The sequence below is a fragment of the Thiomicrorhabdus marina genome (genome assembly GCF_017571465.1).
GTDB lineage: Bacteria > Pseudomonadota > Gammaproteobacteria > Thiomicrospirales > Thiomicrospiraceae > Thiomicrorhabdus > Thiomicrorhabdus marina.
In genome coordinates this window covers 1-16069 of sequence record NZ_JAGETV010000003.1, presented here as the reverse complement: position 1 = coordinate 16069, position 16069 = coordinate 1, and the positions used below count along the sequence as shown (strand labels likewise).

Annotated in this window: 10 protein-coding genes; 7 read left to right on the top strand and 3 right to left on the bottom strand. The window is 45.8% G+C overall.

Annotated elements, in window-relative coordinates:
* Positions 1-7 precede the first annotated feature (7 nt).
* The 3 genes from J3998_RS02420 to J3998_RS02410 all read right to left on the bottom strand — a co-directional run bounded on the left by J3998_RS02420 (position 8) and on the right by J3998_RS02410 (position 2700).
* On the bottom strand, positions 8-1249 hold the full coding sequence (locus tag J3998_RS02420; protein WP_208147355.1) for an ABC transporter permease: 1242 nt from the start codon (positions 1247-1249) through the stop codon (positions 8-10).
* Entirely contained in the window at positions 1246-1941 is a 696-nt protein-coding gene (locus J3998_RS02415) for an ABC transporter ATP-binding protein (RefSeq protein WP_208147352.1), read from the bottom strand. The genes J3998_RS02420 and J3998_RS02415 overlap by 4 nt, the downstream gene beginning before the upstream one ends.
* 195 nt (positions 1942-2136) lie before the next feature.
* Positions 2137-2700 (bottom strand): Tll0287-like domain-containing protein, encoded by a 564-nt coding sequence (locus J3998_RS02410; RefSeq protein ID WP_208147350.1) that lies wholly within the window; start codon positions 2698-2700, stop codon positions 2137-2139.
* 326 nt (positions 2701-3026) lie between these two features.
* Between J3998_RS02410 and J3998_RS02405 the strand changes: the two genes are divergently transcribed.
* The 7 genes from J3998_RS02405 to fba all read left to right on the top strand — a co-directional run bounded on the left by J3998_RS02405 (position 3027) and on the right by fba (position 15412).
* Positions 3027-4259, top strand: coding sequence for an efflux RND transporter periplasmic adaptor subunit (locus tag J3998_RS02405; RefSeq protein WP_208147344.1), 1233 nt, complete (start codon positions 3027-3029; stop codon positions 4257-4259).
* A complete protein-coding gene (locus tag J3998_RS02400) occupies positions 4259-7432 on the top strand; it encodes an efflux RND transporter permease subunit (protein ID WP_208147343.1) in 3174 nt (1057 codons plus the stop codon). The genes J3998_RS02405 and J3998_RS02400 overlap by 1 nt, the downstream gene beginning before the upstream one ends.
* Before the next feature lie 436 nt (positions 7433-7868).
* Entirely contained in the window at positions 7869-9857 is a 1989-nt protein-coding gene (gene tkt / locus J3998_RS02395) for a transketolase (RefSeq protein WP_208147342.1), read from the top strand.
* A gap of 245 nt (positions 9858-10102) precedes the next feature.
* Positions 10103-11104, top strand: a complete 1002-nt coding sequence (gene gap, locus J3998_RS02390) for a type I glyceraldehyde-3-phosphate dehydrogenase (RefSeq protein WP_208147341.1) — start codon at positions 10103-10105, stop codon at positions 11102-11104.
* 267 nt (positions 11105-11371) lie between these two features.
* Entirely contained in the window at positions 11372-12553 is a 1182-nt protein-coding gene (locus J3998_RS02385) for a phosphoglycerate kinase (protein ID WP_208147333.1), read from the top strand.
* 220 nt (positions 12554-12773) lie between these two features.
* On the top strand, positions 12774-14219 hold the full coding sequence (gene pyk / locus J3998_RS02380; RefSeq protein ID WP_208147331.1) for a pyruvate kinase: 1446 nt from the start codon (positions 12774-12776) through the stop codon (positions 14217-14219).
* Positions 14220-14347: 128 nt separating this feature from the next.
* Positions 14348-15412: a class II fructose-bisphosphate aldolase gene (fba, locus tag J3998_RS02375; protein WP_208147329.1), complete on the top strand. Its 1065-nt coding sequence runs from the start codon at positions 14348-14350 to the stop codon at positions 15410-15412.
* The last annotated feature ends 657 nt before the right edge of the window (positions 15413-16069 follow it).

Below are 16069 nucleotides of genomic sequence, written 5' to 3'. Positions count from 1 at the left end.
TTCCTTTCTAGTTCGCTCGCAGGGCATCGACCGGATTAAGTTGTGCCGCTTTCCAAGCCGGTTGCAGACTAGCCAATACGGCAGCCATAATAACAATTGCGCTGGCAAATAAGACATCAGCCAATTGCAAATGCGGTTCAAGTACTAAACCGCTCTGGCGTCCGAAATTAAATGTAATTTCGGCATATTGCAGAATCACAGTCAGTAATAGACTAATTGCTACGCCGATAATCGAACCGAGCACGCCGAGCAGAAAGCCTTCAGTAATAAACAGGCCGAGAATCGTGCGTGGTTGCGTACCCATAGCGGCAAGGGTGCCGATTTCACGAACCCTTTCGTAGACCGCCATCACCATAACGTTCATGACGCTAATCAAGACAATTGCTGCTAGCATGATTTTGATAAACAGCGTCATTAAATCAATCATATTGGCGATATTGGCAAACGGCGACAGTTTCTCCCAGCTATGGATTTCAAACGCCGGTTTACCTTGTTGGTTTTGCATCTTCCCTAATGTTTTTTGTAGCTGTTGTAAGACCGCTTTCTCTTTATCCGGATTGTCGAGGCGTAAGGCGATTTCGCTGATTTCACCGGAGTCGGTTCGCAACAGTTGTTGAGCGTCTTTCAGGTGGATATAACCATCGCGGCCACCCGGGCCGGAAAGCCCTTCTAAAATGGCATTTACCGTGAAATTCATGCCATTGACCGAACCGTCTCGATTAGTGGCGACCAAAACAATACTGTCGCCAGCTTTGACCTTTAAGCCTTTGGCAATCAATTCCGGCAGGATAATGCTGCCTTCCGGTAAAAAAGTTTCCGGTTGATCGCCGAGAATACGTTTTGGTAAATCGGGGCAAGCGGCGATTTCTTTATCCGGTAGGATACCGTTCAGGCGAATACTGGTAGTCTCTTTGAAATTACTGAACATGGCGCCGAATTTCAGGCGTGGCGACCAAGCACTGACGGATTCAATCTGTTCGAGTTCTTGTTCGACTTTCTCCACCATTTTCGCTTTCATATTCATTGTTAGCGGCAAGCTATCAATGGAGGAAACATAACCTTTTTTGTGGATTTGCAGGTGGCCGAGCATGGAATCGGTAATTTGCCCGACCATCATGCTTTTAAAGGAGCCGGCAGCACTGACGAATAACAACATGGCCACCACGCCAAGTGTAATGAGTAGCGTGGTCAGGAGCGTACGACGTTGATAGCGCAGTAGATTGCGAAGAGCAATTTTCAAGGTTTTCATTTTGCGTCTCCGTTTTTCTGTTCGCTGACTTTGCCGTCTTCAAGAATAAATAGGCTTTCGGCGGCATTCATGATTTTGCTGTCGTGGGTCGAGAAGATAAAGGTGGTGGCGTAGTCATCGCGCATCTGTTTCATCAAGTCGATAATCCGAAAGGCGGTGGCGTGGTCGAGATTGGCGGTTGGTTCATCGGCAAGTACGAGTTTTGCTTGCGAGGCGAGTGCGCGAGCAATGGCGACGCGTTGTTTCTGGCCGCCGGAAAGTTGGTTGGGAAATTTCTTGGCCTGTTCACTGATGCCGACCGCTTCCATTAATGAATTAACTCGGGCGCGGCGTTCCGCTAGCGGTCGGTTTTGCACCATTAGTAATGGGTATTCGATATTCTCTTCGACTGTCAGGACAGGGATTAGATTGAAATCTTGAAAGATAAAGCCGATGTGTTCGCCGCGAAATTGCGCTGCTTGGCTTCGGTTCAGGGTACTGGTGTCAGTTTGGTTAATGAGCAGTCTACCGGAGCTCGGTTGATCTAGACAGCCAAGCATATTCAGCAGTGTGCTTTTGCCGCTACCCGAAGGACCGACAAAGGAGACGAAAGCGCCTTGATTAATGGTGAAATTGGCTTGCTCAATGGCGGTGACTTGTTGCTCGCCGACTTGGTAGGATTTAACTAGGTTTTCTGCTTGCACTATCTGCATCCGAACCTCTCCCAAAGATAAAAGTTCAATTGGATTAATTTAGCAATTTGGTGAAGTCGACTACAGAAAAACTTTAAATTTTGTAAGGAAAAGTTGTGCTTTGATGCGTTAGATTAAGAAATAAAATGAGTCAATTGCGAGAGGTTTATGGCAAGGCTTGCCGCCTTGCCGAAAAGTTATCAAAAGCTTATTGATTTACTTCTGAAAGCTGAAAGCGCCGCGAACTTGGCCTTCGCTATAGTCAATGGCTTTATCGTTTGGATAAAGGTCTGCTAGTTTGGCTTTAACGCCTTCCGGAATTTGTTTTGCTGTGCCGTGACAAGTTAGACATAGTCCGCCGGTCATTACCGGTTTCATATAACGAGTGGTTTCCTTACCATCAACTTTGACAATTTCGAATTTCTCTAATTTTTTCGGGTCTGCGCCTGCGGCAATCTGCTCATCGAACCATTTTAGGGTTTCGGTTTCCCAAGCATCTGGTGTTGCCGTTGCTCCGCGAGGCTTAAGGCTAACGCGATTTACGTTCCAAGGAGCGTGCTTCTCGGTCAGTCCTTTAGCGATTGCCGGTGCTTTGGTGTTGCAAACATCGATAGCCGCAACCGGACCACCGGATTTCATTGCGCCTTTCAGTGCAGGAACCAGTTGGCCGCCGAATTCTTTAACAATGCTACGTGCTTCTTGCTGATCGGCACTGATTTCGGAAGCTTGTGTGCTGAATGCCAATGAACTCAGTAGCCCTGCAATAATGAACTTTTTCATGTGTTTCTCCTAAAGACTTAAAACGATTTGGTTTTGCCAATGATTGTAATGGTTATTATTTAGGTTTTTATGTCCTAATAAATTATATTAATATCGATGCAATGACAATGTTTATTTGGCAGAAAGCTTCAAAATAGTAGATTTTTTGCAGTACTAGCGTTATGGATGATGCAAGTAAAAAATCGGTATATCAAGCAAGCTCAATATTGTTTGCACTTTGTTTGTCACGGTAAGGAAAAAAGAGTGCGGTAGAATGGCGGGATTAAATTTAACTAACAAAGAATATGCCCCTATTGTTGGGTTGAGAAAAGGCAGATTTTGCAACTATGAGTAAGCTACTGAAACGACTTGTGCCGGTATTGATTATCGGTCTCGCGATCGGCACTTTTGTGTATATGAAAAATTCCAAGCCGCAACAGCCACCGGTTCAAGTGAGTGAAAAGGTCTGGTCGGTGGATGCTCTAACGGTGCAATTACAGAGTATTTCCGCGGTACAAACCCTGTATGGAGAAGTTGAATCAAATGCTTTGGTGCAGGCGGCGGCGCCGATTTCTGCAGTGGTCGAAAAAGTAGCCGTTTTACCGGGGGATGAGATCAAAAAAGGCCAGTTGTTAGTGGCGTTATCGAATCAAGATGTTTCGATTCTATTGCAACAGGCGCAAGCTGATGTTGCCGATGCGCGAGCACAGTTGCAACTACAAAAGTTGACGATTGAAGCGAATCATCAGCGACTTGAGCATGAACAAAAAGTTTTGGGTTTGAAGCAAGAAGCTTTGCAAAGAGCGAAATCGCTATTAAAGAAAAACCTTGCCTCGCAATCGGCGGTGGATACTGCTAAAGAGGCTTTGGTGCGTCAAGAGTATGTCGTGGTTGGTGCTGATTTAGCGGTTAAGCAGAGTGATGCCCAGCTTTCGCAGCTACAGGCTCGTTTGCAAAAAGCGTTGACGGCTCTTGAGCAGGCTAAATTAAATCAACAGCGAGCGGTGGTTAAAGCGCCGTTTGCCGGACGAATTTCTTCGGTGGGTGTTAGTGTTGGCGATAGAGTGAATACCGGTGCGGTAATGGTCAGTTTTTATAGCTTGGATAGCTTGGAGCTGAAAGCGAAGTTGCCTGCTAATTCGCTGCCTCAGGCACAACAAGCTCTGGATAATGGTCAGCCGCTACAAGCCTATATTGACAGTGATAATGCGCAAAGAGTCAGTATGCCAATGAAGCGCTTGGCCGGTCAGGCGACAACCAGTGGGGTGGATGCTTATTTTGCCGTACCGAATGAGTTGCATCAGAAGCGTCCAGGTGAATTGATGGAGATTTATCTGCAAGGCCGAGTGCAATCACAAGTGGCTGCTGTGCCTTATAGTGCGGTTTACGGCAATAACCGGATTTATGTGATTGAGGATCAGCGCTTGCAGTCGATGCAGGTTTCTCTACAAGGCGAAGTCATGCATAACGGTAAATTGCAGGCGCTAGTGAGTGCGCCGCAATTACAAAACGGGATGAAAGTGCTCGTGACTCATCTGCCAAATGCTATCAATGGTTTGAAAGTGGCTGAGGTGGAGTAATGGCTGACAATAAAAGTCCTACTATAGCTGACCCTGATCACGATTATGAGATTCCGCAGAAACGTTTCAAATCGCATGGGATGATTGGTGTTTTTGCGCGTCATAAGGTGGCGCCAAACCTGTTGATGATTGTGATGATTCTGGCTGGGATTGTTGCTCTGATGAAGCTCAATGTGCAGTTTTTCCCTAATTTTGAACTGGATTATGCATCGGTGCGCGTGGTCTGGCCGGGGGCGAATGCCGAGGATGTAGAAAAGTCGGTAACCGACCCGATTGAGCGAGTTTTACGTAATCTCGATAACTTGGATGAAATGACCTCCACTTCATCGCAAAGCTCATCGGTGGTGACGCTTAAATTTAAGCAAGGCACCAATATGATTGAAGCGATTGACCAGATAAACCAACGGGTCAATGAGTTGCGGAATTTACCGCAAGATATTCAGGTGCCTGTTATAGAAAGGGTGGTGCGCTATGAACCTGTAGCGCGCTTGTTGGTGATTAGCGAAAATGGTTCTCTGGATGAGTTGCGGCCATTGGTGCGGCAGTTCGAGCGTGAATTGTTAGACCGTGGTATCGACAAAATCAACTACACCGGCTTGCCGACTGAGGAGATGGCGGTAGAAGTTTCTCAGCAGAAGTTAGAGCAATACAATCTTTCGCTGGAAACCATTGGTAATCAACTGTCGGCAATGAGTCGCGATTATCCGGCCGGTACGGTTGGCGATGACGATTCCGTGCGAGAGTTGCGTGCTTTGCAACAGAAACGCGACGAGATGCAGTTTGCGCAGACGCCGATTCTGAATAGTGCTAGTGAAAATATCACTCTTGGTGAAATTGCTAATATTGAACGCCGACCGCAGAAAAACGCGCCATACATTATGGTTGGCGGCTATCCGGCTATTGAGATGCAGCTGCAACGTGCCGAAAGCGGCGATACCTTGAAATCGTCAAAGATTATGCAGAACTGGTTATTGGAAACTGAACCGCAATTGCCGCAAGGCGTAAAATTCGAGGTCTACGACGAAACTTGGTCGCTGGTCAATCAACGAATTATGCTGCTGGTCAATAACGGGGTCGGAGGTCTGATTCTGGTGGTGCTCATTCTGTATATCTTTATGCACGGTCGGGTGGCTTTTTGGGTCGCGGTCGGCATTCCGGTGTCGTTTATGGCAACCTTGATGATTCTTTATTTGGCCGGCGGTTCGATCAATATGGTCAGCCTATTCGGCTTGATTATGGCGCTGGGGATTATCGTCGATGATGCCATTGTTGTGGGGGAGGACGCGCTTGCTCATCACGAGCGTGGTGAACCTGCTTTGCAGGCGGCAGAAGGCGGTGCGCATCGCATGCTTGGGCCGGTGACCGCATCGTCACTGACCACGGTGGCGGCGTTTTTGCCGTTAATGATGATTGGCGGTGAAATGGGCAATATCCTATTTGCGATTCCATTGGTGATTATTGCGGTGATTTTCGCTTCTTTGTTGGAAAGTTTTACGGTTTTACCGGGGCACTTACGTCATGCATTACACAAGGTGCAGCCGCCGGAAAAAGGATCAGTGCGTTATAAACTAGACGGTGCAATTGACCATTTTCGGCATCATCAATTCCGTTCGGTAGTGCGTTGGTGTCTGGCGCACCGTTCTATCACCATTAGTTCTGCAGTGGCGATGATGATCTTCGTCATCGCTCTTTTAGCTGGCGGGCGTCTTGGTTTTGTGTTTTTTCCGTCGCCGGAATCGACCAAGCTTTCAGCGGATGCGCGTTTTGTAGCCGGTACTCCATCGGAAGTGTCTAGCCGTTATGTTGAGCACCTTTATCAGGCATTATTGGAAACCGAGCAAGAATTGGAACCGGGCATTTTGAAAACGGCGGTGGTGCATTACAACAAAACCAGTCGCCAGAGCGGTCCGAACTTTTCCGGTATTAATATTCAATTAGAAGAGCCGGATCAGCGCGAAACCCGTAATGCTGAGTTTATTCGCGTCTGGCACGAGAAAGCCGGCACAGTTCCGGGATTGGACGTGTTAACCATCGAAGCGCCTAGAATGGGGCCGCCGGGTAGTGATGTCGATATTCGCTTGAGTGGTGCGGAACCGCAAAAGCTTAAGCAGGCGTCGATCGAGTTGCAGGAGGTACTCAATCAAATTAACGGTGTGTCAGCGATTCGAGACGATTTGCCATTCGGCCGCGATCAGTTGGTGTATCAATTGACCCCGCAAGGCGAGGCGCTTGGCTTTACTTATCTGTCGTTGGGCCGACAGTTGTCAGATGCCTTTTCCGGTCGTTTGGTACAGATTTTCACCGATTCGGAAGATGAGGTTGAAGTACGCCTGCAATATCCTCGTCAGCAGCAAGCGACATTGGCGAGTTTGAATTCGATGCAAGTGGTAGCGCCATCCGGTGAAAGAGTGCCTTTGAGTATTGTTGCTTCGTGGCAGACTCAGCGCGGTTTTGACATTATGCGCCATGTTGACGGCCAGCTAGCGGTGACAGTGGTTGGCGAAGTCGACAAAACGGTTAATAACGCCAACCTGATTTTGCAAACATTGCAGCAAACCACTTTGCCTGAGCTTCAGTTGAAATACGGAATCAATTATTCATTGGAAGGACAAAATGCACGTCAAGCGGAAACCATGGGCGATATGAAAATCGGTCTACTGATTGGTCTATCGATGATTTATATTGTTTTGGCGTGGGTGTTTGGTTCTTACGGCTGGCCTTTAGTGGTAATGATGGCGATTCCATTCGGTTTGGTCGGCGCGATTATGGGTCATTGGTGGATGGGGATTGATATGACAATCCTCTCACTGTTTGGTTTCTTCGGTCTCTCGGGGATTGTGGTTAATGACTCGATTATTTTGGTCAGCTTCTATAAACAGTTACGCGAAGCCGGTTTGTCAGTTCAGGAAGCTTTGGAAGAAGCCGCAGTACAACGTGTCCGAGCAGTGTTGCTAACATCGTTGACGACGATTGCCGGCTTGACGCCGTTACTGTTTGAGACATCGTTGCAGGCGCAGTTCCTGATCCCAATGGCGACGGCGATTGCGTTTGGGTTGATGTTCTCGACTTTACTGATCCTTTTAGTGATTCCATCAATGCTCTCACTGTACGAACAGTTATTACTGAAAATGCAGGGACAGCATCATCAGATGCATCAAGGAAGTAAGTCTTAAGGTCTGGTGGATAATCCGAGTTTTCCGATGGCCTTGCAATGGTCAGGTAAACTCGGTTTTTTTGTGCCGGATTCTAATTCGACTGTCATCTTTTTGTCATCCAGCGGTCATCTCTCTGATTTTTCCAGCAGGCAGAATAAAACCGATTTCTTGGACGATATTTCATTAAATAATTATTGCTAATCGAATCCAATAGCTTGTGTTTTTGTATTCGTGGATACGCTAGATAGCTGATTTTTAATGAAATTTACTGAGTAGTAAAAAATAAATTTTATGGCTGCTCAGATAAGAAAACTTGATGCAAACGTTAATTTGAGAGAGAATATGCGTCCAAATTTACCCTGTGGAGAGCCTTAAGGTTCTGAAAATACTCGAAAAACCGCTAGTAAGACAGCTTCACAGTAACCGAATTTTTTATAAAAATTGAGGAAAATCTATGGCAACTCGTAGAGATTTAGCTAACGCTATCCGCGCTTTAAGTATGGACGCGGTTCAAAAAGCCAATTCTGGTCACCCAGGTGCACCAATGGGGATGGCGGACATCGCTGAAGTATTGTGGAACAGCCACATGAAATACAACCCGACCAATGCAAATTGGGCGGATCGCGACCGTTTCGTTCTTTCTAACGGTCACGGCTCAATGCTTATTTACTCTCTACTACACCTGACAGGTTTCGACCTAAGCATGGAAGACATCAAGCAGTTCCGTCAGCTACACGCTAAGACTGCTGGTCACCCGGAATACGGTTATGCAGAAGGTATCGAGACGACGACTGGTCCTCTAGGTCAAGGTATCACTAACGCTGTAGGTATGGCGATTGCTGAGCGCACGCTTGCTGCACAATTCAACAAGCCTGGTCACGAAATCGTAGACCACCACACTTATGTGTTCATGGGTGACGGTTGTTTGATGGAAGGTCTTTCACACGAAGCGTGTGCAATGGCGGGTACGTTAGGTCTAGGTAAACTGATCGCTTTCTGGGATGACAACGACATCTCTATCGACGGTAACATCGGTGACTGGATGGAAAAAGGTGTTCCTGGTCGTTTCAACGCTTATGACTGGCACGTTATTCCTAACGTTGATGGTCACGATGCGGACGCGATCAACGCGGCAATCGAAGAAGCTAAGTCAGTAACAGACAAGCCATCTTTGATCTGTACTAAGACAGTTATCGGTTACGGTTCTCCGAACAAGTGTGGTACTTACTCTTGCCACGGCGCGCCACTAGGTGACGAAGAAATCGATCTAGTTCGTAAAGAGCTTGGTTGGACTGCTGGTCCATTTGAAATTCCAGAAGATGTTTACGCTGGTTGGGATCACAAAGAACAAGGTGCGACTGACGAAGCGGCTTGGAACGACAAGTTTGCAGCTTATAAAGCAGCATTCCCAGCTGAAGCAGCTGAGTTCGAGCGTCGTATGGCGGGTGATCTTCCTGCTAACTTCGAAGTTGAAATGGATGCGTTCATTGCTCAGACTCAAGAAGAGTCTCCAAAAATCGCTTCTCGTCAAGCGTCTCAAAAAGCAATTGAAAAACTGGGTGAAATCCTTCCGGAAATGTTCGGTGGTTCTGCTGACTTGACTGGTTCTAACCTGACTAACTGGTCGAAGATGGTTAAGGTTAACCGCGAAAACGCAAACGGTAACTACCTATCTTGGGGTGTTCGTGAATTCGGTATGGCTCACATGATGAACGGTATGGTTCTTCACGGTGGTTTCAAAGTATTCGGTGGTACTTTCTTCATGTTCATGGAATTCATGCGTAACGCTCTACGTATGTCTGCACTGATGAAAATCGGTACGATCTATGTTTACACTCACGACTCTATCGGTCTAGGTGAAGATGGTCCTACACACCAGCCAGTTGAACAGCTAGCAACGATGCGTGTTATCCCTAACTTCCAAACTTGGCGTGGTTGTGACGCGGTTGAATCAGCTGTGTCTTGGAAAATTGCTATGATGCGTGGTGATGCACCGACTGCTCTAGTATTCTCTCGTCAAGCGCTTGAGCCAATGTCTCGTACTGCTGAGCAAGTTGCGAACATCGAGAAAGGTGGTTACGTTCTTAAGGATTGCGAAGGTACGCCTGACCTAATCATCATCGCGACCGGTTCTGAAGTGGGTCTAGCGGTTGAGTCTGCTGAAGCAATGGATGCAAACGTACGTGTTGTTTCTATGCCATGTACTGACGCTTTCGACGAGCAAGATCAAGCCTATAAAGATTCTGTTCTTATCCCTGGTGTTAAGCGCGTAGCGGTTGAAGCGGGCGTTAAAGATTGCTGGTACAAGTATGTTGGTCTAGACGGTGATGTTGTTGGTATGACGACTTTCGGTGAGTCTGCTCCAGCTAACGAACTATTTGAAATGTTCGGATTCACTGTTGAGAACGTTGTAGCAACTTGTAACAAAGTTCTAGGTAAATAATTCATCTGCTAGAGCGGCGACTTCGGTGTTGGGCTTGGCAGTCGTGTATTTCAATACACTCCTGCAGCCCGCCTAGAATTCGCCAGCCCTAGCAGCAAATTAAAATGATCGCCTTGCTCAGTCGAGAGCTAAACGATTATTAAGAATTTTAAGTTGGTTGAGAGATCAGCTAACGAAATAACATTTTTATTTTAAAGAAAGAAACCGCACTAAATTCAGTGTGGTGTAATTTGGAGAAAACGATAATGACAATTAAAGTTGGTATCAATGGTTTTGGCCGTATCGGTCGTATGGCTTTCCGTGCAGCAGCTAAAGACTTCCAAGACATCGAAGTTGTAGCAATCAACGATCTACTAGATCCTGAGTATCTAGCGTACATGCTTAAGTATGACTCAGTACACGGTCGTTTCGACGGTACGGTTGAAGTTGTAGACGGTAACCTAGTTGTTAACGGTAAAACTATTCGTATCACTGCAGAGCGTAACCCAGCTGACCTAGCATGGTCTGATGTTGGTGCGGATCTAGTTATCGAATGTACTGGTTTCTTCCTAACTGAAGAAACTTGCCAAGCTCACATCGATGCTGGTGCGAAGAAAGTTGTTCAATCAGCGCCTTCTAAAGATGCGACTCCAATGTTCGTTTACGGTGTTAACCACAACGACTACGCTGGTCAAGCAATCGTTTCTGCAGCGTCTTGTACAACTAACGGTCTTGCGCCGATGGCTAAAGTACTTAACGATAACTTCGGTATCAAGCGTGGTCTTATGACGACTGTTCACGCGGCAACTGCAACTCAAAAAACGGTTGACGGTCCTTCAATGAAAGACTGGCGCGGTGGTCGTGGTATTCTTGAGAATATCATCCCATCTTCAACTGGTGCAGCGAAAGCGGTAGGTAAAGTACTACCTGAGCTAAACGGTAAACTAACTGGTATGGCTTTCCGTGTACCGACTTCTGACGTTTCTGTTGTTGACCTAACGGTTGAGCTAAACAAAGAAACTTCTATGGAAGAAATCTGTGCAGCAATGAAAGCAGCATCTGAAGGTGAACTAGCGGGTGTTCTAGGTTACAACGAAGAAGCGACTGTTTCTACTGACTACCGTGGTGATTCTCACCCATCTATCTTCGACGCTAACGCGGGTATCGCTCTAGATTCTACTTTCGTTAAGTGTGTTGCTTGGTATGACAACGAGTATGGTTATACTTGCAACATGATGCGTGTTGTACGCCATGTAGGTAACAACTAATAGTTGTTACCCTTGGGGTTCTCCCAATAGTGGGTGATTTCTTTGTTAGACCTGCCAGTCGTTTACTCTAGTAAACTTCCTTCGGTCTGCCTCGAACTCACCTCACTCTTGAAAGAGCTTGCTGGTTTAGAGAGTTGTTTTATCGGCTCTCTAAATTAAATTTTCTTGTCAGTTTTCGAGTTTCTAATTTGAGAGTTGAGAAGCAAATTTAATTAAAATCCTGTGCCACTGCGGTGGCAGTTAACTTTAAAACTATGAGGACTCATCATGTCTGTATTAAAGATGTCTGATCTTGATTTAGCTGGTAAGCGCGTTCTAATTCGTGAAGACCTAAACGTTCCAGTTAAAGACGGTAAAGTAACTTCTGATGCGCGTATCCGTGCTTCATTGCCAACTATGAAGATGGCAGCTGAAGCGGGTGCGAAAGTAATGCTTATGTCTCACTTAGGTCGTCCGACTGAAGGTGAATATGCGGAAGAGTTCTCTCTAGCTCCTGTTGCTGCAGATCTTTCTGAAAAATTAGGTAAAGAAGTTCGTCTAGTTAAAGATTACCTAGATGGTGGTGTTGAAGTGGCTGACGGCGAAATCGTTCTTCTAGAAAACGTTCGTTTCAACGTTGGTGAGAAGAAAAATGCTGAAGACCTATCTAAAAAATACGCAGCACTTTGTGATATCTATGTAATGGATGCTTTCGGTACAGCTCACCGTGCGCAAGCTTCTACTCACGGTGCTGGTGCATTTGCTCCAACTGCGTGTGCAGGTCCTCTTCTAGCGGCTGAGCTTGATGCGCTAGGTAAAGCACTAAACAACCCAGCACGTCCTCTAGTAGCGATCGTAGGTGGTTCTAAAGTTTCTACTAAATTGACTGTTCTTGAATCTCTATCTGAGAAAGTTGATCAGCTAGTTGTTGGTGGTGGTATTGCTAACACGTTCATCGCAGCGGCTGGTCACCCAGTAGGTAAGTCTCTATATGAAGCGGACCTAATCCCTACTTGTAACAAGCTGAACGAAATCATGGAAGGTCGTGGTGCGGCGATTCCTCTAGCGTCTGACGTTGTTACTGGTAAAGAGTTCTCTGAAACTGCGGCAGCAGAAACTAAAGCGGCTTCTGCAACAGCTGATGACGATATGATTTTCGATATCGGTCCTGATTCAGCAGCTGAGCTGGCTGAAATCATCAAAAACGCTGGTACGGTTGTATGGAACGGTCCAGTTGGTGTATTCGAGTTCGATCAGTTCGGTGAAGGGACGAAAGCGGTTTCTATGGCAATCGCAGAGTCTTCAGCGTTCTCTATCGCTGGTGGTGGTGACACGCTAGCGGCAATCGACAAGTATGACATCGCAGATAAAGTTTCTTACATCTCTACTGGTGGTGGTGCTTTCCTAGAATTCCTAGAAGGCAAAAAGCTACCTGCAGTAGCAATGCTTGAAGAAGCAGCAGCTAAATAATTTTAGTTGAACTTACCGGGTCGCTTTCTGCGGCTCGGTAATCATCCTAGTTTTTTAACACTTAATTTTTTTAATACTGCTTGTCAGAGAATGAAGGGTGACTCGTTAAGTAATTTTATCGCAGCCCCAGCCAATACTGGCTGTGGAGTTTCGGCGGTAAGACTATTTCGCGAGACATCTTTGACCTACTGCAAGCACAATTGATAAGGAAATCTATTCAATGGCAGCGAATGGTTTGCGTCGTACAAAAATCGTAGCAACACTTGGCCCTGCGACTGATCGCGAGGGTGAATTAGAAAAAATGATCGAAGCCGGTCTGGATGTAGTGCGTATCAATATGTCGCACGGTAATCCGGAAGAGCATAAAGGACGTGCGCAGCGCGTTCGTGAGCTTGCGGCTAAATATGACCGTGAAGTCGGTGTTCTAGTTGACTTGCAAGGTCCTAAAATCCGTATCACGCGTTTTGCGGAAGACAAAGTATTCCTAAACGATGGTGATAAGTTTGCACTAGATAACAATGTCGGTACCAACGATGGTAACCAGCATGAAGTTGGTCTGACTTATAAAAACCTTCCTTACGATGTTAAGCCGGGTGACAAACTACTGTTGGATGATGGTCGTTTGGTTTTCCAAGTGGATAACGTTGAAGGTGAGCGTGTAAATACAACGGTTATCGTTGGTGGCGCATTGTCAAACAATAAAGGGATCAACCTTTCTGGTGGCGGTCTGTCTGCGGCAGCACTGACTGATAAAGATAAAGAAGACATTATCACGGCAGCGGAAATCAATGCTGACTACCTAGCGCTTTCATTCCCTCGTTCTGCAGAAGATGTCGAATATTGTCGTTCACTGGCGCAAAAAGCCGGTTTGAACTGTGCAATCGTATCTAAGGTTGAACGTGCGGAAGCGGTTGCGGATGATGCAACCCTTGACGGTATTATCTTAGCGTCTGACGTTATCATGATTGCGCGTGGTGACTTGGGTGTTGAAGTGGGTGATGCGCAACTTCCTGCACTACAGAAGAAAATGATCAAGCGTTCACGTCAGTTGAACCGTGTCACTATCACGGCAACGCAGATGATGGAAACCATGATCGAAAATGCAATTCCGACTCGTGCTGAAGTCTTTGACGTAGCAAACGCGGTTATGGATGGAACTGATGCGGTAATGCTTTCTGGTGAGACCGCGACGGGTCGTTCACCTAGCTTGGTAATCGAAACCATGGGTCGTATCTGTCGCGAAGCAGAAAAACAACGTTCTGCACGTGAGTCGACACACCGTATCGATGAGTCGTTCACCGCGGTTGATGAAACCATCGCTATGTCGGCTATGTATGCAGCGAATCATATGAACATCGCTTGTATCGCCGCATTGACTGAATCTGGTAATACGGCATTGTTGATGTCGCGTATTTCATCTGGTAAGCCAATCATTGCATTGACTCCACACGTTGAAACGCGTCGTAAAGTAACTTTGTATCGTGGTGTGTACCCGTCATCAATCTCTTATGCAGAGATGGATAACGATGAAGTTAAAGATGCTGTAATCGAACATCTTAAATACCATAAGTTAGTTGCGACTGGCGACATGATTCTGTTCACTCGTGGTGAGCAGCGCGGACAAATGGGCGGCACTAATATGATGGAAATCGTTAAGGTCGACTAATTATCTTTTTCTATCGCTGGGATTAAAATCTCAGCGATTTTTATATTTGGCGGGCAATTTAAAGCCTGCTAGAATAGCTAAACTTTTTTGAAAACTAATTTTTGAAACCAACAAGAGGAGTCTCGCACATGGCGATGATTACACTTCGTGAATTAATGGACTACGCAGCAGAACACGGTTTTGGTATGCCTGCGTTTAACGTAAACAACATGGAACAAGTACGTGCAATCATGCGCGCTGCGGACGCTTGTGATTCTCCAGTAATCCTTCAGGGTTCTGCTGGTGCTCGTAAGTACGCTGGTGAGCCAATGCTACGTCACATGGTTGAAGCAGCAACTGAAATGTACCCACACATTCCAGTAGTTATGCACCAAGACCACGGTTCTGATGTAGGTGTTTGTCTACGCGCTATCCAATCTGGTTTCACGTCTGTAATGATGGACGGTTCTCTAGAAGCTGACATGAAGACTCCTGCTTCTTACGAGTACAACGCAGGTATCACAGCTGAAGTAGTTAAAATTGCTCACGCTGGTGGTGTATCTGTTGAAGGTGAGCTAGGTTGCCTAGGTTCACTAGAAACTGGAAAAATGGGTGAAGAAGATGGTCACGGTTCTGATGAAGAGCTAGATCACTCACAACTTCTAACTGATCCTGAAGAAGCGGCTCAGTTCGTTAAAGATACTAACGTTGACTGTCTAGCAGTTGCGGTTGGTACTTCTCACGGTGCTTACAAATTTACTTCTAAGCCTTCTGACGACGTTCTTAAAATCGACCAAATCGCTAAGATCCACGCGCGTATCCCTGATACTCACATCGTAATGCACGGTTCTTCTTCTGTTCCAGAAGAATGGCTAGACATCATCAACAACTACGGTGGTGACATGGGCGCGACTTACGGTGTTCCTGTTGAAGCAATCGTTGAAGGTATCAAGCACGGTGTTCGTAAAGTTAACATCGATACTGACCTACGTATGGCTTCTACTGGTGCGATCCGTAAACACCTACAAGAAAATCCATCTAACTTCGACCCTCGTAAGTTCTACAACGCTGCTGAGAACGCGATGATGGAAATCTGTAAAGCGCGTTTCGAAGCATTCGGTTGTGCTGGTCACGCTTCTAAGATCAAGTCTCTTGGTCTTGAAACAATGCAAGCGCGTTACGCTGCTGGTGAGCTAGACCAAACTGTAAACTAATCAATTACTGATTAGCGAAAGTTAAGAAACCCCGATGTAGTTCAGCTACATCGGGGTTTTTTCGTTTTCAGGTCACTGAAAAGTGGCTAGCGATTCAATTAAATTTTGTACACTGCCATTCCACAAGTTATCCACAAACTGATGGTTTATCTCTGTGGATAACTTATCGGTTGTCATTGTTTTTGAAACGTCTTCGTGTGCGCTATCTATAAGATTTAAAAGCGATATTCGATTTTTTCATGGTGTTGCTTTAGCAAGTCAAAATTAAATATGTGGATAAGTAGGGTTGGTTTGTATAAAAAACTCCCTGAACTTTTTAAGAAAATTTTGATTGTAAGTAATTATTTTGTATGAAGGTTAATTAGAAATGGCTCTAAAACACGGTTTTAGATATGTCTAGTGGTGCTAAAAAAATGAATAAAATCAAAGTTTAAACACAAGATGATGTTGTTATAAGGCGATTCTTATAAATGAGTATATAGACACATATAGAGAATATTCAATAAGTACTGTGAGACCTTTCAATTGGTCATTGCATTACACGGTCTCTATTATGTACATCGAATTTAATTCAACTCCAACCATAAAGGGAGCATTTAACTATGGCACAAACATTTGATGCTGGTGTACAAGATTACCAGTTGACTTACTGGACTC